The organism is Aeromonas sp. SrichE-2G (genome assembly GCF_017939565.1).
GTDB lineage: Bacteria > Pseudomonadota > Gammaproteobacteria > Enterobacterales > Aeromonadaceae > Aeromonas > Aeromonas taiwanensis.
The window spans coordinates 159239-180147 of record NZ_JAGKRG010000005.1 but is presented as its reverse complement, the minus strand read 5'-3'; the positions used below and the strand labels follow the sequence as shown (position 1 = coordinate 180147).

19 protein-coding genes are annotated in these 20909 nt (G+C 64.2%); 7 read left to right on the top strand and 12 right to left on the bottom strand.

All coding sequences use genetic code 11. From position 1 onward, the window contains the following. Window positions 1-21: 21 nt before the first annotated feature. The 10 genes from J9885_RS09630 to glyA all read right to left on the bottom strand — a co-directional run bounded on the left by J9885_RS09630 (window position 22) and on the right by glyA (window position 10142). Window positions 22-1746 carry an ABC transporter ATP-binding protein gene (locus J9885_RS09630; RefSeq protein ID WP_043762255.1) on the bottom strand — a complete coding sequence of 575 codons (1725 nt, stop codon included), beginning with the start codon at window positions 1744-1746 and terminating at the stop codon, window positions 22-24. Between the two features lie 724 nt (window positions 1747-2470). Beyond that, on the bottom strand, window positions 2471-2959 hold the full coding sequence (locus J9885_RS09625; protein WP_210549154.1) for a phosphatidylglycerophosphatase A: 489 nt from the start codon (window positions 2957-2959) through the stop codon (window positions 2471-2473). Then, a complete protein-coding gene (gene thiL / locus J9885_RS09620) occupies window positions 2956-3915 on the bottom strand; it encodes a thiamine-phosphate kinase (protein ID WP_210549153.1) in 960 nt (319 codons plus the stop codon). Before thiL ends, J9885_RS09625 begins: the two co-directional genes overlap by 4 nt. Before the next feature lie 57 nt (window positions 3916-3972). Next, on the bottom strand, window positions 3973-4386 hold the full coding sequence (gene nusB, locus J9885_RS09615; RefSeq protein ID WP_010675390.1) for a transcription antitermination factor NusB: 414 nt from the start codon (window positions 4384-4386) through the stop codon (window positions 3973-3975). A 14-nt stretch (window positions 4387-4400) separates the two neighbouring features. Then, window positions 4401-4871 (bottom strand): 6,7-dimethyl-8-ribityllumazine synthase, encoded by a 471-nt coding sequence (gene ribE, locus J9885_RS09610; protein WP_010675391.1) that lies wholly within the window; start codon window positions 4869-4871, stop codon window positions 4401-4403. A 248-nt stretch (window positions 4872-5119) separates the two neighbouring features. Beyond that, a complete protein-coding gene (ribBA, locus tag J9885_RS09605; RefSeq protein ID WP_043762260.1) occupies window positions 5120-6229 on the bottom strand; it encodes a bifunctional 3,4-dihydroxy-2-butanone-4-phosphate synthase/GTP cyclohydrolase II in 1110 nt (369 codons plus the stop codon). Between the two features lie 135 nt (window positions 6230-6364). Continuing rightward, window positions 6365-7018 (bottom strand): riboflavin synthase, encoded by a 654-nt coding sequence (locus J9885_RS09600; protein ID WP_210549151.1) that lies wholly within the window; start codon window positions 7016-7018, stop codon window positions 6365-6367. Window positions 7019-7118: 100 nt separating this feature from the next. After that, window positions 7119-8228, bottom strand: coding sequence for a bifunctional diaminohydroxyphosphoribosylaminopyrimidine deaminase/5-amino-6-(5-phosphoribosylamino)uracil reductase RibD (gene ribD / locus J9885_RS09595; RefSeq protein ID WP_210549148.1), 1110 nt, complete (start codon window positions 8226-8228; stop codon window positions 7119-7121). A gap of 56 nt (window positions 8229-8284) precedes the next feature. Beyond that, window positions 8285-8734 carry a transcriptional regulator NrdR gene (gene nrdR / locus J9885_RS09590; RefSeq protein WP_005298086.1) on the bottom strand — a complete coding sequence of 150 codons (450 nt, stop codon included), beginning with the start codon at window positions 8732-8734 and terminating at the stop codon, window positions 8285-8287. A gap of 154 nt (window positions 8735-8888) precedes the next feature. Next, window positions 8889-10142, bottom strand: coding sequence for a serine hydroxymethyltransferase (gene glyA, locus J9885_RS09585; protein WP_210549146.1), 1254 nt, complete (start codon window positions 10140-10142; stop codon window positions 8889-8891). A 339-nt stretch (window positions 10143-10481) separates the two neighbouring features. On the opposite strand from glyA, the gene J9885_RS09580 reads away from it, so the two are divergent. Then, window positions 10482-10769 carry a hypothetical protein gene (locus J9885_RS09580; RefSeq protein WP_210549144.1) on the top strand — a complete coding sequence of 96 codons (288 nt, stop codon included), beginning with the start codon at window positions 10482-10484 and terminating at the stop codon, window positions 10767-10769. Window positions 10770-10797: 28 nt separating this feature from the next. Here the strand turns inward: J9885_RS09580 and torS are convergent, their stop codons facing one another. Next, the gene (gene torS / locus J9885_RS09575; RefSeq protein WP_210549142.1) at window positions 10798-13617 is read right to left on the bottom strand and encodes a TMAO reductase system sensor histidine kinase/response regulator TorS; all 2820 of its coding nucleotides are present in this window, start codon (window positions 13615-13617) and stop codon (window positions 10798-10800) included. A gap of 70 nt (window positions 13618-13687) precedes the next feature. Between torS and torT the strand changes: the two genes are divergently transcribed. Then, on the top strand, window positions 13688-14746 hold the full coding sequence (torT, locus tag J9885_RS09570) for a TMAO reductase system periplasmic protein TorT (protein ID WP_210549139.1): 1059 nt from the start codon (window positions 13688-13690) through the stop codon (window positions 14744-14746). 22 nt (window positions 14747-14768) lie between these two features. Next, window positions 14769-15173, top strand: coding sequence for a GFA family protein (locus J9885_RS09565; protein WP_210549137.1), 405 nt, complete (start codon window positions 14769-14771; stop codon window positions 15171-15173). A 20-nt stretch (window positions 15174-15193) separates the two neighbouring features. Here J9885_RS09565 and torR read toward each other — a convergent pair whose 3' ends face one another. Further along, window positions 15194-15907: a two-component system response regulator TorR gene (gene torR, locus J9885_RS09560; RefSeq protein ID WP_210549135.1), complete on the bottom strand. Its 714-nt coding sequence runs from the start codon at window positions 15905-15907 to the stop codon at window positions 15194-15196. Window positions 15908-16062: 155 nt separating this feature from the next. Here torR and torC point away from each other — a divergent pair, with 155 nt between their 5' ends. The 4 genes from torC (at window position 16063) to J9885_RS09540 (ending at window position 20892) form a co-directional block, all read left to right on the top strand. Next, entirely contained in the window at window positions 16063-17229 is a 1167-nt protein-coding gene (torC, locus tag J9885_RS09555) for a pentaheme c-type cytochrome TorC (RefSeq protein WP_139431608.1), read from the top strand. 27 nt (window positions 17230-17256) lie between these two features. Continuing rightward, the gene (gene torA, locus J9885_RS09550; protein ID WP_210549133.1) at window positions 17257-19749 is read left to right on the top strand and encodes a trimethylamine-N-oxide reductase TorA; all 2493 of its coding nucleotides are present in this window, start codon (window positions 17257-17259) and stop codon (window positions 19747-19749) included. Window positions 19750-19847: 98 nt separating this feature from the next. Further along, window positions 19848-20516, top strand: a complete 669-nt coding sequence (torD, locus tag J9885_RS09545; protein WP_210549131.1) for a molecular chaperone TorD — start codon at window positions 19848-19850, stop codon at window positions 20514-20516. A 7-nt stretch (window positions 20517-20523) separates the two neighbouring features. Continuing rightward, entirely contained in the window at window positions 20524-20892 is a 369-nt protein-coding gene (locus J9885_RS09540) for a hypothetical protein (protein ID WP_210549128.1), read from the top strand. Window positions 20893-20909: the final 17 nt, after the last annotated feature.

The window sequence follows — 20909 nt, the reverse complement described above, 5'->3', positions numbered from 1 at the left end:
AACCGGCGAACCGGTGCTTTCCTAGCTTGCGATTTCCAGCCCCTCGCGGGACATTCCCTTAAATTCCGGCATGAGGGAGATCAGCTTGCGGCTGTACTCATGCTCGGCATTGGTAAACAGTTTCTCGGTCTCGGCCACCTCCACCAGGTTGCCGTGCTGCATCACCCCGATGCGATCGCACATCTGGCGGATGACCGGCAGATCGTGGCTGATGAACAGCATGGTGAGGCCAAGTTCCTGCTGCAAATCCTTGAGCAGGTTCAGGATCTGGGCCTGCACCGACACATCCAGCGCCGAGGTGGGCTCGTCGCAGATGAGGAAGCGCGGCCGGGTCGCCAGGGCGCGGGCGATGGAAATGCGCTGGCGCTGACCACCGGAGAACTCGTGGGGATACTTGACCCCTGCTCCGCTGCCCAGACCGACGTGGTCGAGGAGGTCCGCCACGATCTGCTCAATCTGCCGCTCGCTCTCGGCGAGGCGGTGGAAGCGGATCGGCTCGGCGATGATGTCACGTACCTTCATGCGCGGGTTCATGGACGAATAGGGGTTCTGGAACACCATCTGCATCTGGCGGCGCAGCGGGCGACGCTCGTGCTCTCCCTTCAGGGCAGTGAGATCGATCCCCTCGAACACGATCTTGCCGGCATCGGGCGGATAGAGGCCGGTGATGGCCCGGGCGATGGTGGACTTGCCGGAGCCGGACTCCCCCACCAGACCGAAGGTTTCCCCTTCGAAGATCTCGAAGCTGATGTTGTTGCAGGCGCGCACGTACTGGCGGCGGCTCGGGAAGAAGGAATCCTTGGTGACGAACTTCAGATCCACGTTCTCCACTCGCAGCAGGGCCCCTTCATAGCTGCGCTCGTCCTGGCTCTGACCGAGCCAGTGGGTCTTCAGATCGATGCTGGTATCCGCCGCGCCGGCATCCTCGATATAGGAGACCAGGGGGAAGCGCACCAGCTTGACATCGGAGCGGGGCACCGCCGAGATGAGGCTACGAGTATAGGGATGGTTGGGGCGGCCCAGCACCTGTTCCGTGGTGCCGAACTCCACCAGATCGCCGCGATACATGACCGCCACCTTGTCGGTGACGTTGGAGACCACGCCCATGTCGTGGGTCACCAGCATGCAGCCTACCTGACGCTCCTTGCACAGGGTGCGGATGAGCTGGAGGATCTGATCCTGGATGGAAACGTCCAGCGCCGTGGTCGGCTCGTCGGCGATGATGAGCTCGGGATCGCCGGAGAGGGCGATGGCGATGACCACCCGCTGACGCATGCCGCCGGAGAACTGGTGCGGATACTGCTTGATGCGCAGTTCCGGGTTCGGGATCCCCACCGCCCCCATCAGCTCGAGGGCCTTGGCAAAGGCCGCCTCGCGGTCGAGATCGGTGTTGGCGAGTATGGTCTCCACCAGCTGCCGCTCCACGGTGAACAGCGGGTTGAGGGAGGTCATGGGATCCTGGAAGATGAAACCGATGCGTGAGCCGCGAATGGCCCGCATCTCGTTCTGACTCTTGCCGGAGATGAGTTCACCGTTGAGGTAGATGTCGCCGCGGGCGATGCGACCGGGCGGGCTCAACAGATCGATGACGGCGTTGCCGATGGTGGATTTGCCGGCGCCGGATTCACCGACAACGCCGACGATCTCGCCCTTTTCCACGGAAAAAGAGAGATCCTTGACCGCGGCCAGCACCCCGTAGCGGGAGGGGTACTCGATCCGCAAGTTTTTGACTTCAAGCAAGGACATGGTTACCTCTGCGGGGGACATCCGTCCCAAATAATTCGTCCGTAAATCAGCCGCAGATGCTGGTTGTGCCTTGGGTACTTCTGTTGAGAGCTTCTCTGTGTAATAAACGCTCAATCCATGAGGCAGCCAAACCAGCGATCCGGGCGGGTTTTTTGCATTTTTTTGGAATAACCCGCGAGTAAGTTAGTCGGTTTGCCCGCAGGTGTAAATGATCCAGTTATACAATTTCGCAATACTTTGCCGAGTTCATGCCGGCTTTGCGGGCTAAATATGTTGTCAAAAGTCACATTGCCAGAGATTAAGATGGCAATGCGAGACTTCTTTCCATTTATGTTTCAACAAAATGATAACAAGCCGTTATTTCCACTATAGGGAACAAACTAGCAAGCTTCGAATGAGTAGTGAATATTTATGTGAAATGTTTTTTTGACGAGAGCATATCTGGTGGAAGGAAAACTAAGCAGAGATAAATAGTGATAATCCAGGATCTTCAACCAGCGCCCGACACAGGGTCACGGTACCAGCCGGGGGAGATTGCATACAAAACGGTTCGGGGTCTGATGAGGTATTCAGGAGCCACCCTCCCGCCCAAGGGCCGAGAGGCCATCAGGCCCGAGAGAGACACGAGAGAGGCAACATCTGAGCGTGCCTGCCGCCCACTTGGGGCGACAGGCGCGGTGACAGCAGAACGGGGCAGAGAGCTGGCGCTCCCTCACCCGCAGCCTTACCAGCGTGCCAGCAGCTGCATGCACAGCAGGGCAAACAGGCCGGCGATGAGATCGTCCAGCATGATGCCCAGGCCGCCGTGGATACGGCGATCGAACCAGGAGATGGGCCAGGGTTTGAGCACGTCGAACAGCCGGAACAGCACGAAGCCGGCCAGCACCCACTCCCAGCCGGCGGGTGCCGCTATCATGGTGACGCCGAAACCGATCACCTCGTCCCAGACGATGGCCCCGTGATCCGGCATACCGAGGGCATCGGTGGCGCTCTGGCAGATGCGGATCCCCGCCACGAAGCCCACCACCAGCAAGGCGATGAACCAGGGGGTGGAGAGGCCGCTCACCAGCAGGTAGAGCGGGATGGCCACCAGGGTGCCCATGGTGCCCGGTGCCTTGGGGGAGAGGCCGGAGCCGAAGCCCACCGCCAGGAAGTGGAGCGGGTTCGTCAGGTTCAGCCGTTTGAGCTCGGGCTTTATCTTGATAAACGTCATGCGAAGTGGTCCCAGCCTTTGAGGTGAAGTTCGACTGGCTGCTCATCCTGCAGGTAGTCGATGCCGGGCTCCCCTGCCAGGATGCGGCCGATGCGGGTAAACCTGACGCCGCAGTTGGCGAGCGCCGTGTCCAGGGCGCCGTGATGCTCCTGGGGCACGGTGAAGCAGAGCTCGTAGTCGTCGCCACCAGCCAGCGCCAGCTGCCAGGCATCCATGGCGGGCACCGCATCCTGCAGTACCGGCGAGAGGGGCAGCAGATTGAGATCGATCTGTGCCCGCACGCCGGAGGCCTTGAGGATGTGACCGAGATCCGAGGCCAGACCGTCGGAGAGATCCAGGGCGCTGCTGGCCAGCCCGCGCAGGGCCTGGCCGGCCAGGATGCGGGGATGGGGATGGTCGAGCCTCGGCAGCACCGCCGCCAGCTGGTTCTCGTTGAGGGTGCGCTTGCCCAGCAGGTGGGAGAGCGCCAGGGCGGCATCACCCAGGGTACCGGTCACATAGACGCCATCCCCGACCTTGGCACCGCTGCGCATCAGGGCGCGACCGGCCGGCACGGATCCCTTCACCGAGACGGTGATGGAGAGCGGCCCCCGGGTCATGTCACCGCCCACCAGGGCCACATTGTAATACTCCGCCAGCTCGAGGAATCCCTCGGCGAAGCCGGCGACCCAGGCCTCGTTGACGGCGGGCAGGGTCAGGGCCAGGGAGACCCAGCGCGGCTCGGCCCCCATGGCGGCGAGATCGGACAGGTTGACCGCCAGCGCCTTGTAGCCGAGATCCACCGGATCCATGTCGGGGAAGAAGTGCACGCCGCTCACCAGGGTGTCCGTGCTCACCGCCAACTGGGTGTCGGGGGGCAGGGTCAGCAGGGCACAGTCATCTCCAGGGCCCATCACCACGTCCTTGCGGGCGTGGGGGACCTTGAAGTACTTCTCAATCAGCTCGAATTCACCCATACAGTAAAAAGCCAGCAATAAGCTGGCTCCTCTCTTAAATGCTGACGGACAGCGGGATCAACGCTTGGGCAGCGTCTTGATCACCTTGTCCAGTACGCCATTGACAAACTTGTGGCTGTCATCGGCGGCGAAGGCTTTGGCCAGCTCGATCGCTTCGTTGATCACCACGCGGGGCGGCACATCTTCACGACGGGTCAGCTCGTAGGTCGCCAGACGCAGGATCGCCTTGTCCACCATGTCCACTTCTTCCAGCGGACGGGAGAGGAAAGGTGCGAACACCTTGTCCAGCTCGTTGCAGTGGACCGCAACCCCGAACAGCAGATCGCGGAAATAGTTCAGGTCCACACCCTTGGTGTCCTGATCGATCTTGAACTGCTCTTCGATGTCGCCCACATTGGCCTGGGTCATCTGCCACTGGTAGATGGCCTGGGTGGCGCAATGGCGGGCCTTACGGCGCTCGGACGGTTTCAATGCATTTCTCCTCGTTACACGTCCAGTTGTTTCAGGACGTTGATCATTTCGAGCGCGCTCAGTGCAGCCTCTGCACCCTTGTTACCCGCCTTGGTACCGGCGCGCTCGATGGCTTGTTCGATGTTTTCTGTGGTCAGCACGCCGAAGGCAACGGGAATGTCGTATTCCATCATTACCTGGGCCAGACCCTTGCCGTTCTCGCTCGCCACCAGTTCGAAGTGGTAGGTACCGCCACGAATGACGGTGCCGAGCGCGACGATGGCGTCGTATTGACCGCTCTTGGCCAGCTTTTTGGCCGCCAGGGGGATTTCAACGGCACCCGGTACGCGTACCAGGGTCAGATTGCTCTCCTGGACCTGACCTTGACGCTTCAGCACGTCCAGCGCACCGTTCACCAGGCTGTCATTGATGAAGCTGTTGAAACGGGCAACGACAATAGCAACACGCGCCTCGGGAGCGGCGATATTTCCTTCGATAATCTTCATTGGAAATCCTGTCTCTGTGCAATCAGTAGGGCCGTCAATGGGGCCGCGGCCAAAAGTGCGCACATTCTAGCACAACAGACCCGCGACAAAAAACCATGGCCGCAACGGGCGGCCATGATCGGGATGTCAGCCTGACGGGGCGCTTATTCGCCGACGTATTCCACCACTTCCAGTCCGAAGCCACTGGGACATAGTGATATTTCTTCGGTGAGTCCAGCCGTCACAGATTGACTGCCTGCCGAATCGGCTTATTCGCCGACGTATTCCACCACTTCCAGGCCGAAGCCACCGAGGGCGTGATACTTCTTGGGGGAGCTCAGCAGACGCATCTTGCCCACACCCAGCGCCTTGAGGATCTGGGAGCCCACGCCGACCCGGCGCGAGGTGCCCTGCCACTTGGCCCCTTCCGGTGCCAGCCCCTTGTCCGCAGCCTCGAACCCCTTGACCCTGGCCAGCAGCTCGGCGCCATGGGCTTCCGCCCCCAGGATCACCAGCACACCGCCCTCGTCGGCGATGCGGGCCATGGACTTGGGCAGCGGCCAGCTGCGGGCGCTGTGACGGTCGGTCAGCAGCAGATCGCTCAGCACGTCGTGCAGGTGCACCCGTACCAGGGTCGGCTGATCGGCCTTCACCTCCCCCTTCTTCAGGGCAAAATGGATCTGGTTGTCGATGGTGTCACGGAAGGTGACGAGGTCGAACTCGCCGTATTCGGTGGGCAGCTTGCATTCGGCCACCTTCTCCACCGTGGTCTCGTGCTGGTTGCGGTACTCGATGAGATCCGCGATGGTACCGAGCTTGATGCCATGCTGCTCGGCGAAAAGCTCGAGATCCGGGCGGCGCGCCATGGTGCCGTCTTCGTTGAGGATCTCGACGATGACGGACGCAGGCTCATACCCGGCCAGCCGTGCCAGATCGCAGCCGGCTTCGGTGTGACCGGCGCGAGTCAACACACCGCCATCCTGGGCCATCAGCGGGAAGATGTGACCCGGCTGCACCAGATCGGCGGCCTTGGCATTGGGGGCAACGGCGGCCTGCACCGTGACGGCGCGATCGGCGGCGGAGATGCCGGTGGTCACCCCCTCGGCCGCCTCGATGGAGACGGTGAAGGCGGTAGAGAACTGGGCATTGTTGCGGTCGACCATCAGCGGCAGCGCCAGCTGCTTGCAGCGATCCCGTGTCAGGGTCAGGCAGATGAGCCCCCGGCCGTAGCGGGCCATGAAGTTGATATCTTCCGGGCGGACACAGGAGGCGGCCATGATCAGGTCCCCTTCGTTCTCCCTGTCTTCGTCGTCCATCAGGATCACCATCTTGCCAGCCTTGATATCGGCAATGATTTCCTGGGTTGTACTCAGCGCCATGGGCTACTCCATCAATGTGCGTGGGGAGCGAGCCTGGGGCTCGACTCGACCTGGGTTTATGTGGCTCTAGATGGGGGCTCTGGGCCCGCTTTCAATCCGAGCGGGATCACAGAACCGCGTTTTTCTGCCGCGTCCTCACAGGAAGCCGGACTGGGCCAGCTTCTCCAGGGTCAGGGTGGAGGTCGTGCTCTCCTGCCCCTTGCCCATCATCAGCCGCTCCAGATAGCGGGCGATCTGGTCCACCTCGAGGTTGACGCGATACCCCGGCTTCCAGCGGGAGATGGTGGTCTCCTGGGCGGTGTGGGGCACTATGGTCAGGCGAAACAGTTCCCCCTGCACGGCGTTGACCGTCAGGCTGATGCCATCCACCGCGATGGACCCCTTCTCGGCGATGTAGCGGGAGAGCTCCGTCGGCGCCTTGATCCAGTACTCGATGGCTCGGCCGCTGGATGACTTGCTCTTCACCTCGCCGACGCCGTCCACATGGCCGGAGACCAGGTGACCGCCGAGGCGGGAGGTGGGCATCAAGGCCTTCTCGAGATTGACCGGGTCCCCCACCTTGGCGGCGGCAAAGCCGGTGCGGGAGAGGGTTTCCAGGGAGACGTCGGCGGTGTAGCGCTGGTCCCCCAGGGCGACCACGGTGAGACAGACGCCGTTGGTGGCGATGGAATCCCCCAGTTTGACGTCACTGAAGTCCAGGGTGGGCGCGTGCACGGTGAGGGCCATGTCCTCCCCCTGGCGGCGCAGCTCGGCCAGGGTTCCCACCGCTTCGATAATTCCGGTAAACATGCAGATCACCTTGCTGATGAGGGGGACTCGCCCCCTTGAACGTTGAAAGATCGGGCCAGCTGGCGACGACGAGGCTCCTCGCCGGCCGGGCCCGGGCGCCTCACGCCACCTTGGCGCTGATGCGAATATCCTGGCCAACCATGCGCACATCCTTGATGTTGAGCTTGGGTGCCTGGAACAGCCGGGTGAGCCCGGGCAGATGGAACAGGCCGCGCCCCTCATCCCCCATCAGCTTGGGCGCCTGATAGAGCACCAGGTCGTCCACCAGCCCCTTCTCCAGCAGGGCGCCGCACAGGCGGGGCCCCGCCTCCACCAGCACCGAGTTGATGTTCTGTTTGGCCAGCAGCATGAACAGGCTGACCAGATCCAGCTTGCCATCCAGGAGCGGCACTTCCAGCTGTTGCACCCAGGCTGGCCAGTCGCCAGCGGCCTTGTGGCGGGCCAGCAGTATCGGGCTCTCGCTCTGGAACAGCGGCAGGTCGGGGGTGAGCCGGTTTTGGGAATCGACGATGACCCGCAGCGGCTGGCGCAGGACCTCCCTGGGATAGGCGGCCTTGACCGAGGGGGGCAGCTCATCCCAGCGCACGGTCAGGGAGGCGTTGTCCGCCAGCACGGTTTCGGCGCTGGAAAGCACCGCATCGTGGCGGGCCCGCAGCCGCTGCACGTCGCGGCGCGCCTCCGGGGAGGTGATCCACTGGCTCTCGCCGCTCGCCATGGCGGTGCGGCCATCGAGGCTGGCGCCGAGCTTGACCGTCACCTGCGGGAAGGCGGTGCGCATCCGCTTGAAGAAGCCCGGGTTGAGGGCTTCGGCCTCGGCGGCCAGCAGGCCGAAGTCGGTCTTGATCCCCGCCTCGGAGAGCATGCGCAACCCGCGCCCCCCCACCTGGGGATTGGGATCCACCATGGCGGCGACCACCCGGGTCACCCCGGCCTTGATCAGCGCCTCGGCGCAGGGGGGCGTGCGCCCGTGATGGGAGCAGGGCTCCAGGGTCACGTAGGCGGTGGCGCCGCGGGCCTCTTCGCCGGCCGCGTGCAGGGCGTAGACCTCGGCATGGGGCTCGCCGGCACGCTGGTGCCAGCCCTCCCCCACCACCACGCCGGCCTTCACCAGCACGGCACCGACGCAAGGGTTGGGGGCCGTGGTGTAACGGCCACGGCGGGCCAGTTCGAGGGCCCGGCTCATCCATTGGTAATCGTCTTGACTAAACATCTGGGCTCCCGTTACAGGCGAGAAATGAGGGTCTATACACAGAGCCTGACGCAGGCTTACTTCTCCAGCTTGGCGATCTCTTCGCCAAACTCACGTATGTCTTCAAAGCTGCGATAGACGGAGGCAAAACGGATATAGGCCACCTTGTCGAGTCCCTTCAGCTCGTCCATCACCAGGTTGCCCACCAGCTCGGAGGCGACTTCGCGCTCGCCGGTGGCCCGCAGGCGGGACTTGATGTGGTTGACCGCCTTCTCGATGGCCTCCATGCTCACCGGCCGCTTCTCCAGCGCCCGCAGAATGCCGGCGCGCAGCTTGTCTTCGTTGAAGGGTTCGCGGGAGCCATTGGACTTGATGACCCGTGGCATCACCAGCTCGGCCATCTCGAAGGTCGTGAAGCGCTCATGGCAGAGCAGGCACTCACGACGGCGGCGCACCTGATGGCCTTCGGCCACCAGACGGGAATCGATCACCTTGGTATCAACGGCACTACAGAAAGGGCAATGCATCGGACCTCCGGCGTTGACGGAAAAGGGCGCCGGCCCCACAGGGCCAGGATAATTGGCCCGCCAGTGTAGCACGGCCATGGAAAACCGGTAAAAGCCCAGAAAAAACAATGCCACCCGAAGGTGGCATTGGTCTCAAACCGGGCGTAAGCCGTTATCAGGCATAGACCGGGAAGCGGCGGCAGATGTCCAGCACCTTCTCGCGCACGGTGGCCAGCACTTCGTCGTTGTCGTGGTTGTCCAGCACGTCGCAGATCCAGTTGGTCAGCTGGATGGACTCGGCTTCCTTGAAGCCGCGGCGGGTGATGGCCGGGGTGCCGATACGCACGCCGGAGGTCACGAACGGAGAACGCGGGTCGTTCGGCACGGAGTTCTTGTTGACGGTGATGTTGGCCTTGCCCAGGGCAGCGTCGGCATCCTTACCGGTCAGCTCGCGGCCGATCAGGTCAACCAGCATCAGGTGGTTGTCGGTACCGCCGGAGACGATCTTGTAACCGCGCTCGATGAAGGTGGCGGCCATGGCCTTGGCGTTCTTCACGACCTGGGCCTGATAGGTCTTGAACTCGGGCTCCAGCGCTTCCTTGAAGGCCACAGCCTTGCCGGCGATGACGTGCATCAGCGGGCCGCCCTGGCCGCCCGGGAAGACGGAGGAGTTCAGCTTCTTGTACAGATCTTCGTCGTCAGCGGCGGAGAGGATCAGACCACCGCGCGGACCGGCCAGGGTCTTGTGGGTGGTGGAGGTGACCACGTGGGCGTGGGGCACCGGGTTCGGGTAGACGCCGGCGGCGATCAGACCCGCCACGTGGGCCATGTCCACGAACAGGTAAGCACCGATCTTGTCAGCGATTTCGCGCATACGGGCCCAGTCGACGATGCCGGAGTAGGCGGAGAAGCCACCGATCATCATCTTCGGCTTGTGCTCAACGGCCAGGCGCTCCATCTCGTCGTAGTCGATCTTGCCGGACTCGTCGATGCCGTAGGGGATGATGTTGTACAGCTTGCCGGAGAAGTTGACGGGGGAGCCGTGGGTCAGGTGACCGCCGTGGGCCAGGTTCATGCCCAGCACGGTGTCGCCCGGCTGCAGCAGAGCCATGTAGACGGCGCTGTTGGCCTGGGAGCCGGAGTGAGGCTGCACGTTGGCGTAGGTGGCACCGAACAGCTCTTTGGCGCGCTCGATGGCCAGGGTTTCAACCACATCCACATACTCGCAACCACCGTAGTAGCGCTTGGCCGGGTAACCTTCGGCATACTTGTTGGTCAGCTGGGAGCCCTGGGCTTCCATGACGCGGGGGCTGGTGTAGTTCTCAGACGCAATCAGCTCGATGTGCTCTTCCTGACGACGGGTCTCGTCTGTGATGGCCTGCCACAGCTGGGGATCATAGCCGGCGATGGTCATGTCACGTTTCAACATCCGTTTATCTCCTGAAAATCGTTTGCGCGATAGGTGAAGTGGGCCCGCGCATTGTAACGTGAGCTGGATCAAAGAGACAGTCCGACCACCCAAAAAAATGTTTATAAAATGTAAAATACGTCGCAAATCTCGAAATCCGCATGGCCTCCAGGTTCGAGTCATCCGGCACCCACCCAGCGGTCCCCGATTCGCCCCCCTCTCCCGCGCAGGCCGCAAAACCGGAGCCAGATCAAGGTTGCAGCGGTTATTAACAGATAACATTTTATTGAGCGTCGCATCCGCCCGGCCCGATGCGGCACACGCCATGCGTTTTCATCCCGGACCACAAGGGGAAACACCATGATGGATCACCTGATGCTGTTCTTGATTGTCGCGGTCTTCGCTCTCTTCTACTGGGTCTATTACACCGGCAGCCGCAAGGGTGCCTGCGTCACCCGCTGGGAGTCGCTGCCCACCCGGGAGCAGTACCTGGCGGCCCACCCCGGCGCCGCCGATGGCGACATCGTCTTTTGCATTCATTGCGGTCACCACCAGCAGCTGGAGGTCGGTCTGGTGCACCAGCTGGATTACCGGCGCCAGCACATCTGCCCCCGCTGCAAGCAGGAGCTCTATCGCGAGGCGGAATAGCCCGCGAGAGCTGGCGCCACGGGATTGCTTATGCCGGCGGCAGGTGCCGCGCCTGCCACGCCTCTAGACCGGCTATTGCCTCGTCAAAGTACATGGGCAGCCGTGCCGGGTCACCGCCCCCCTCCTCCACGGCGGCGCACTGCGCCGCGAAGGTGTCCAGCCCGAGCGCCAGGGCGCTCCCCTTGAGCTTGTGGGCCAGCGCCCGCCGCGCCTCCCCCTCGCTGCTTGCCAGCTCGGCCACCAGGGCCGCCCCCTGGGAGGCAAACAGTCCGATCAGCTGGCGGATGCGCGGGCCGCCCAGCAGGGCCAGATCCGCCTCCAGTATCGGGTTCGCCATGTCCGGAGCACTCCCGGAGCCGCCCGGCACGTCCGGCATCTCCCCCCCTTCTTCACCCTGATACAGCCGGTCGATGGCCGAAGCCAGCGCCGCCAGCCGTACCGGCTTGCCGACGAAATCGGCAAACCCCGCCGCCAGACAGGCGCGCACATCCTCCGGGTACATCTGGGCCGAGATGGCGATGGCGGGCAGGTCGCGGCCATGCTCCTCCTCGCTGATGGCCACCAGATCCTCGCGCAGGGTCAGGCCATCCATGTCCGGCAGGTTGATGTCGAGCAGGGCCAGCTCGAAGGGGCGCTCGGTCACCCGCGCCAGCGCGCTGCGCCCGTCCTCGGCCAGGGTGACCCGGTGGCCGAGGCGCACCAGCATGCCCTGGGCCACCAGCCGGTTGATCTCGTTGTCCTCCACCAGCAGGATCTCCCGCGGCTGGCCGAGGCGCACCGGCTGGGCGCTGGCCGGCAGCCGGGCCGCCGAGCGCTGCAGCGGCAGGCTGAAGCTGAATTCACACCCCTGCCCCGGTTCGCTTGAGAGCGTGAGCTCCCCCCCCATGGCGGCCACCAACCGGCGGCTGATGGCAAGCCCGAGCCCCGTGCCCCCCTGATGCCCCATGTCCCGCTTGCGCTGGTGGAAGGCCTCGAACACCGCCTCCTGCTCCCCGGACGGGATGCCGGGGCCCGTGTCTTTCACCATGAAATGGATGCAGGGCTCGGCGCAGGGACCCGCACAGGCGAGCGGCGCCACCACCAGGGTGATGCGCCCCTTGACGGTGAACTTGACCGCATTGCCAAGAAGGTTGGCGAGCACCTGGCGCAGCTTGCCCAGATCCCCCTCCACCACGGGAGGGAGCGAGGGGGCGAACTCCAGCGCCAGCGTCACCCCTTTCGCGTCGGCCCTCGGCCCGAACAGGGCGATCAGCTCCTCGGCCAGCGGGCGCAGGGAGAAGGGCTCGCGGCGCGCCTCCACGTGGCCCGCCTCGATTTTGGAGTAGTCGAGAATGTCGTTGAGGATCTCCAGCAGGGATTCGCCGCTCTGCTCGATGGCGGCCAGGTAGCGCTGCTGGGTCTCGCTGAGATGGGTATCCTCCAGCAGGGTGAGACCGCCCAGGATGCCGTTCATGGGGGTGCGAATTTCGTGGCTCATGGTGGCGAGGAACACCGACTTGGCACGGTTGGCCTGCTCCGCCTCGGCGCGAGCCAGCCGCTGCTTCTCCACCTCCTCGTTGAGGCGCGCATTGGCGTGGCTGAGCTGCTCGGTGCGCTCCTCGACCCGCGACTCCAGCTCCCGCTGGTAGCGGCCTAGCTCGAGTGCGTTGTCGCGAAACACCTGCAGCGCCCGCGCCAGCTCAGCCAGCTCGTCGCGCCCCGCCTCCCCGACCGGCGTCAGGGGCGCCAGATCCCCCCTGGCCAACCGGCTCATCCCGGCGACCGCATGCTGCAACGGCCAGACGATGCGGCCATAAACCATGCGCCACATCAGCAGGATGAGCAGCACCAGGGTAAGCAGGCCGATCACCATCAGGGCCTGCTCCAGCAGCTTGAGGCGCTGGCTCAGAGCCTGCTGGCTCTCTCCCAGGGAGTCCCGGGCCTGGTTCACCAGGGTGCCGACCTCGCGGTTGAGGCTCTCCATCAGGGCCTCGTTGGCGGCGGCCAGCACCCGCAGCGCCTCCCCCTTGCCGAGCCAGTCGCTGCGCAGCTGCACCAGTCGGTCGCTCTGCTCCAGCACGGTCAGCGCCTGCTCCACCGCCTGGCGACGGGCCGGATCCGTCACCGCCCCGGCGCGCAGCCGCAGGATGGCCAGCTCACGACGCACCTCCTGCAGCAGGGTCAGCAGCCCGGCCTGCCGGTCGCTGCGCCAGATCTCCTCGATGCGCTGCTGCTGCATCAGGGTGCGGTGGCGCAGCTCCGTCATCTGCTCCAGCCAGTCGAGATCCTGCTCCAGCAGCCGGTCGATCGCCCCATCTGCTGGGCGCCCCTGCAGCGAATAGAGAGAGCCGAGCCCGGCCACCATCACGGTTTCGGCGTTCTCCATCTGGCTGCGGGCCAGCTCCGCCACCTGACCGGCGGCCGTCACCAGCCGGGAACGCAACGCGCCTCCTTCGGCCATCAGCGTGAGCCGCTCTCCCACCAGCCAGCCCTGCTGGCCCAGGTTGCCGATGATGGTCTGGCTGAGGCGATGCAGCTCGTCAGACGCCGCCTTGCCGCCACCATGGCCCAGTTGCTCCAGCACCTGTTGCATCTGCTGCCCCTGCAGGGTGAGCAGCCGCCCCTGATGCTCCCACTCCTCCTCGCTGGTCGCGGAGGCCAGCAGGTGGGAGGAGCTCTGGATCTCGCCGCCGAGCCGCGCCAGGGTGCGGGCCAGCTCCTGATCCGCCAGGGTCTGCTGCACCCCCTGCTCCAGCTGGCGCAGATGAGTGAGCCCGAACCACCCCAGCAGGGAGGCCCCCAGGGTCAACAGCGCCATCAGGGAGAAGGCCAGCAACAGCTTGCCGCCCAGGCCGGAAAAGATTCTCACGGGAAGTACCTTGGTTGTGGTCGACTTTGACCGGATAATATGGCCCCACACTTTAACAAAACCCCCGCCCATGCGAAGCGTCTGTCTCTCCCTGTTGCTCATCCTGCTCCCGGCCTCCGTTCTCGCCTTCGAGGTGGATCACTGGCCGGACGGTGCCTTCGGCGGCCAACCGGCCCGTTTGAACTGGCAAGGGCCCGTCCCCGTCCCCGTCACGCGCCCACTGACCCTGTGCGCCCTCTATCCCCACCTGCGCGACGCCTACTGGCTGTCGGTCAATCAGGGCATGGTGGAGGAGGCAAAACGGCTCGGCGTGACGCTGCGCATCCATGAGGCGGGGGGCTACGGCGCCCTTGCCGAACAGCGCCAGCAGTTGCAGCAGTGCGTGAGCGAGGGGAGCGATGCCATCCTGCTCGGCGCGGTGAGCTACGACGGGCTGGACGAGGCGATCAGCGCCAGTCCGCTGCCGGTGTTCGGCCTGGTCAACGATCTGCCCGCCGGACTGGTCAAGGCCAAGGTGGGGGTCTCCTGGTATCAGATGGGCTGGCAGATGGGCCAGTGGCTGGCCAAGCGCCACCCTGCCGGCAGCCCGCCGGTGACGGTGGCGCTCTTTCCCGGCCCGCAGGCGAGCGGTGGCAACAATTTCGTCGAGCCGGGCTTTGCCGACGGCATCGAGGGGAGCGCCATCAGGCTGGTCACCACGGCGCGCGGTGACAACAGCCGCGAGATCCAGCGCACCCTGGTGCAGCAGACCCTGGCCCGCCACCCCGATCTCGACTATCTGGTGGGGGGCGCCATCGCCGCCGAGGTGGCGGTCAACGAGCTGGCGCAGCGCCAACGCGATCGTCCCAAAGTGCTGAGCACCTACTTCAGCCACGGGGTGCAGCGCGGCCTGCGCCGGGGCAAGGTTCTGGCCGCCAACAGCGACCAGATGCGCCAGCAGGGGCGCCTCGCGCTGGCCCAGGCAGTCTGCCTGCTGCAAAGTCCCGAGGCCGGCGAGCAGCAGTGCCCGCGGGTGATGGGGCCCCCCATCCTGACCCTGGAGGCCCCCCTGGCCAATCCCACCGATTCGCTGTCCGATGGCACCTTTCGCCCCGTCTACCGGGTCGGCGTCGACGCCAGCGGCAACTAACCAAGCACTCAAGGAGATAGAGATGAACACATTGCATGCGAGCTGCCTGTGCGGCGCCGTGGCCCTGACCCTGCCGGATCAGTTCGACTACATGGGCAACTGCCATTGCTCCGAATGCCGCAAGTTTTCCGGGGCGGACTACGCCTCGGTCGGCGGGCTGGATGGCGACAAGGTGACCATCGTGAAGGGGAGCGATGCCATCAGCCGCTACCAGAAATCGGACGAGACCAGCCTCGCCTTCTGTCGCCACTGCGGCTCCAGCCTCTACAGCCAGAAGCGCAGCACGGGCAAGATCAATCTGAGGCTGGGGATACTGGACGAGGCGCCGAGCCAGAAGCCCGCGTTTCACATCTTCGTCGGTTCCAAGGCGCCCTGGCACCAGATAGGGGATGACTGCCCGCAGTTCGATACCCGGCCATCGGCCTGAGCGCCTCGCAAAGCTGAGGATCAGGCGGCCAGCTCGCCGGCAAACAGATAACCTTCACCGTGTACGGTGACGAACAGCTGCGGGTCACGGGGATCCTGCTCCATCTTGCCCCGCAGGCGGCGGATCAGCACGTCTATGGTGCGATCGCTCGGGCCATCGCCCCGGTGGCTGGTGAGGGCCAGGATCCGCTCCCGGCTAAGCACCCGCCCAGCGTTGGCGATGAAGGCCACCAGCACCTCATATTCTGCCTTGGTCAGGCGCACCGGTACCCCGTCACGGCTGAGCTGGCGACGGGGAATGTCGAAGCGCCAGGGGCCGAAGCGCACCGCATCGTCGGCCACCGCCGGCTCGCCCGGCTGGGCCGCGGCCAACGAGATGCGCCACAGCAGGTTCTTGACCCGCACCAGCAACTCTCTTAGCTCAAACGGCTTGGTGACATAGTCGTCGGCCCCCATCTCGAGGCCCACTATCCGGTCCACCGCATCGCTGCGGCCAGTCACCAGGATGATCCCCACCGTGCTGCGAGCGCGCAGCTCGCGGGTCAGCAGCAGGCCATCCTCCCCCGGCAGGTTGATGTCCAGCATCACCAGGGCCACCTCCTGCTCTGCCAGCACGGCCCGCATCTCCTGGCCGTTCTCGACCGCGGTCACCCGATAGCCCTCCCGCTCGAAATAGCAGGTCAGCTTCTCGCGGGTCACGGCATCGTCTTCAACAACCAGAATGTGGTGGCTCATGGGCAGGGTCCGCAGGGTTCGACAGAGTTCAACATAGGGGGATTATTCTATTCATAATTTTTCATAAATACCCCTATTTCGTTAATTTTCGGCGGCAGCCCTGTTCACAACGCCTCCCTATCATGGCCTCCATCAAAAAAGCGATGTGAGAGAACATGATGAAAAAACTGTGGCATTTCCTGCGCACCCCCAGCCGCCGCTGGTCGGTACTGGCGCTGGTGCTGGCGGGCGTCGGGGTCACCCTGGCCGGCAGCGTCGGCCTGCACTACGGCTTCGAGAAGACCAGTACCCTCGAGTTCTGCATCTCCTGCCATACCATGAAGGACACCGTCTACCCCGAGTACAAGGAGTCCGTTCACTTCAAGAATGCCTCCGGCGTCCAGGCCATCTGTACCGACTGCCACCAGCCGAAGGACTTCGTCGGCAAGGTCGCCCGCAAGATGGAGGCGGCCAACGACCTCTATCAGCAGTACATAGGCCACAGCATCGACACCCAGGAGAAGTTTGAAGACAGGCGTCTGCATCTGGCCGAGAAGGTGTGGGCGCGCATGAGCAGCCAGAACTCCAAGACCTGCAAGTCCTGCCACAGCTACGACAACATGGACCACGCCAAGCAGTCCCCCGCCGCCGCCCTGGCGATGAAGGATGCCGCCGCCAAGAACATGAACTGCATCGAGTGCCACAAGGGCATCGCCCACGAGCTGCCGAACATGGCGGGCGGCTTCCGTGCCACCTACGCCACCCTGGCAAGCGATGCGCAAGAGGCACCGGCCGCCGAGACCCTCTACACCCTGGGCGAGAAGGATCTCTACGAAAGCGAAGAGAGTACCGAGCCGGTCGGCAAGCTGCTGCCCGCCTCCCGCATCGACGTCGTGGCCCGCAGCGGCGATCGCCTCAAGGTGACCATCGAAGGCTGGCGCGAAACCGAAGGCAAGGGCCGGGTGCTGAGCGAGTACATGGGCAAGCGAGTCTTCGTGGCCACCATCCGTGACGAGCTCAGGGCCAACGAGCAGATCCTGAAACAGGAAACCGACAGCGCCACCCATATCAAATGGGAACAGGTGCAGGTGCAGGCCTGGGTCGATGGCAAGGGCCTCGAATCCTCCCTCAAACCGATCTGGGATTATGCCGGCGAGATGTACAAGTCCACCTGCAACTCCTGCCACGCGGCGCCGGATCCGGCTCACTTCACCGCCAACGGCTGGATCTCGGGTCTCAAGGCCATGTCCGCCTACTACCGCCTGAGCAAGGAAGAGGAGCGCACCCTGCTCAAGTACCTGCAAAACCATGCCGCCGATACCGGTGGTCAGGGCAGCCACTAATTCCGGATTCGAGAAAGGAATAACAAGATGATCAATATTTCCCGTCGTGGTTTTCTGGGTGGCTTGCTGGCCAGCGGTGCCAGCGCCCTGATCGGCCCCTCTCTGCTCGGTCGCGCCGTGATGGCCGCCGAGTCTGGCGACAAACTGGTGCAGTCCGGCTCCCACTGGGGCGCCTTCCGCGCCCGTGTGGTGGGCGGCCGCTGGGTCGAGACCCTGCCGTTCGAGCATGACAAGCATCCGACCGAGATGCTCAAGGCCCTGAGTGAAGTGGTCTACAACCCCTCCCGCATCCGCTACCCCATGGTACGTCTGGACTGGCTGCGCAAGGGCCACCAGTCAGACACCAGCGAACGCGGCCAGAACCGCTTCGTGCGGGTGACCTGGTCCCAGGCGCTGGACTTCTTCTATCACGAGCTGGAACGGGTGCAGAAGACCCATGGCCCGAGCGCCCTCTACGCCGGTCACTCCGGCTGGCAGTCGGTGGGCAAGCTGCACTCCGCCGGCGCCATGCTGGGCCGTGCCATGAACCTGCACGGCACCTATCTGGCCAAGGCCGGTGACTACTCCACCGGCGCCGCCCAGGTGATCCTGCCCCACGTGGCGGGCGCCATGGAGGTATACGAACAGCAGACCTCCTGGCCCCTGGTGCTGGAACACAGCAAGACCATCGTCATCTGGGGTTCCGATCCCATCAAGAACCTGCAGGTGGGCTGGCTGGTGCCGGATCACAGCGTCTACGAATACTGGGCACAGCTGAAAGAGAAAGTGGCCAGGGGCGAGATCAAGGTCATCAGCGTCGACCCGGTCAAGTCCAAAACCCAGAAGTACCTCAATTGCGATCAGGTGACCCTGAACCCGCAGACCGATGTACCCCTGATGCTGGGTATCGCCCATACCCTCTACAGCGAGAAGCGTCACGACGAGGCCTTCCTCAAGAACTACACCACCGGCTTTGACAAGTTCCTGCCCTACCTGCTGGGCACCAAGGATGGTCAGGTGAAGGATGCCGAGTGGGCTTCCGCCATCTGTGGCGTGCCTGCCGAGACCATTCGCGAGCTGGCGCGCACCATGGCCAGCGGCCGCACCCAGCTCATCGGCGGCTGGTGCGTGCAGCGCATGCACCACGGCGAACAATACGCCTGGATGCTGGTGGTACTGGCCTCCATGCTGGGCCAGATCGGCCTGCCGGGGGGCGGCTACGGTTTTGGCTGGCACTACAACGGCGCGGGCACCATCACCTCCAGCGGCCCCATCATGTCCGGCTTCAGCTCCGTCATTCCCGGGATCAAGCCGCTGCACGACGGCGACTGGAAGGGCTACTCCAAATTCATCCCGGTGGCCCGTTTCGTCGACTGCATCCTCAATCCGGGCAAGCGCATCGCCTTCAACGGTCAGACCATCACCTATCCCCAGATGAAGATGGCGGTGTTCTGTGGCAACAACCCGTTCCACCACCAGCAGGATCGCAACAAGATGATCGCCGCCTGGCGCAAGCTGGAAACCGTGGTGAGCGTGGATCACCAGTGGACCGCCAGCTGCCGCTTCGCCGATATCGTGCTGCCGGCCACCACCACCTACGAGCGGGATGACATCGAGCAGTGGGGTTCCCACTCCAACGCCGGCATCCTGGCCATGCACAAGGTGGTCGAGCCGCTGTTCGAGGCGCGCGACGACTACGACATCTTCGCCGATCTGTGCCGCCGCTTCGATCGCGAGGCCGAGTTCACCGGTGGCAAGACCAAGCTGGAGTGGATCCAGAGCATCTATGACGACGCCCGCCTGCAGGGCCGCGGCATCGGTATCCGCCTGCCCCGCTTCAGCCAGTTCTGGCACGGTGAAGGTTTCGTCAGCTTCCCGGCGGGCCAGCCCTGGGTGCGTCACGAGTCGTTCCGTCAGGAGCCGGATCTGGAGCCGCTGGGCACCCCGTCCGGCCTCATCGAGATCTACTCCAAGACCATCGCCGACTACGGCTACGCAGATTGCCCGGGCCACCCGGTCTGGATCGAGCCTTACGAGCGCTCCCACGGCGGCCATGGCAGCCAGCAGTTCCCGCTGCACCTGCAATCCTGTCACCCGGACAAGCGCCTGCACAGCCAGCTCTGCTCCTCCGATGCCTACCGTGCTACCTACACGGTGCAGGGGCGCGAGCCTGTCTACATGAACCCGCAGGACGCCAAAGCGCGCGGGCTCAAGGACGGGGATCTGGTGCGGGTCTTCAACGGCCGCGGTCAGGTGCTGGCCGGTCTGGTGGTGAGCGACGACTACGCCCCCGGCGTGGTGCGCATCCAGGAAGGGGCCTGGTACGGCCCGCAGGAGGGCGGCAAGGTGGGGACCTTGTGTACCTATGGCGATCCCAACGTGCTGACTGCGGACATCGGCTCCTCCAGCCTGGCCCAGGCCACCACGGCCCACACCGCCCTGGTGGAGATCGAGAAATTCCGCGGGCAAGCGCCGGCCGTCACCGCCTTCGGGGCACCGGAATCCGCCAAGGGCATCGATCCCATGTTCCCGGCACTCTGACCCCGAAGGGACTAAAGTCCCCCTTGAGTTTCCTTTATTTTTAAAGTCGTTAGAATCGGGAGCCTCTATGGCTCCCGATTGTCATCCACGGAGGAAAAATGCAGGAATTTATGGCTACCAGCGAACGCCGGGCCGAGCTTTACTGGTGGTTTTCCACCCTGTTCGCTGCCGAACTCAGTGATGCACAGATTGCTGAATACGACACCTATGACGTGCGCAGCTTCTTGAAGAGCCTCTCTACCCTGGACCCCATGCGCGAAGCCGTGGCCGAGCTGAACGAGGCCATCGCCCGCCTGCTGGTGCGCCCGGATCGCCAGCTGGAGCTGGCCGCCGACTTCGCCGGCCTGTTTCTGGTGGATCCCAAGCAGGGGGCCCTGCCCTACGAGTCGCTCTATCGCGGCGATGGCAAGCTGCTGATGCAGGCCCCCATGAGCGAGATGCAGGCGCGCCTCGAACGCCTGGGCATCAACGTCAGCGACAAATACAAGGAGCCTGCCGATCACCTGGCCATCGAGCTGGATCTGATGGGCAACCTCATCATCCGCGCCGCCGAGGCAACCACCGCCGAACAGCGCGAAACCTGGCTCAGCGAGCAGGAGTCCCTGCTGCACGGCCACCTGCTCGGCTGGTTCGACAAGTTCGAGAGCGCCTGCCGCGCCGCCGACCAGTTTGGCTTCTACGGCGCCAGTGCCCGACTGCTGGGGGTATTCCTCAAGATGGATGCCAACTACCTCAGCCTGGTCAAACCGGCGCAAGCCGCCGACTAAGCCCGGCATGAAGACAGCCCTGCTCCTGATCGCATGCTGGCTGCTGGCCCTGATCCCGCTGGATCAGGGCATTACTCCCCTCGCCGCGCTGCTGCTGAACCCGGATCGGACACTCTACGGCACCGCCCAGCTCACCGGCTTCGCCGGCATACTGCTGACCCTCTACCTTGCCAACCTCGGCGTCGAGGTGGTGCTGCGCCGCCGCTTCCAGATAGCGGGCATGCTGGCCCTGCTGGCTTCCTGGATCGACTTCATCAACAGCAGCGGCACGGAGAGTCACTGGTTGCTGCTCTACGCCATGGCCCTGCCTTTTCACCTGGTAGGCTGGCTGGTCTTCGTGCGAGGCCTTCAGGCATTTGGTCGCCAGAAAGGCTGATATCCTGTTGATTTCAC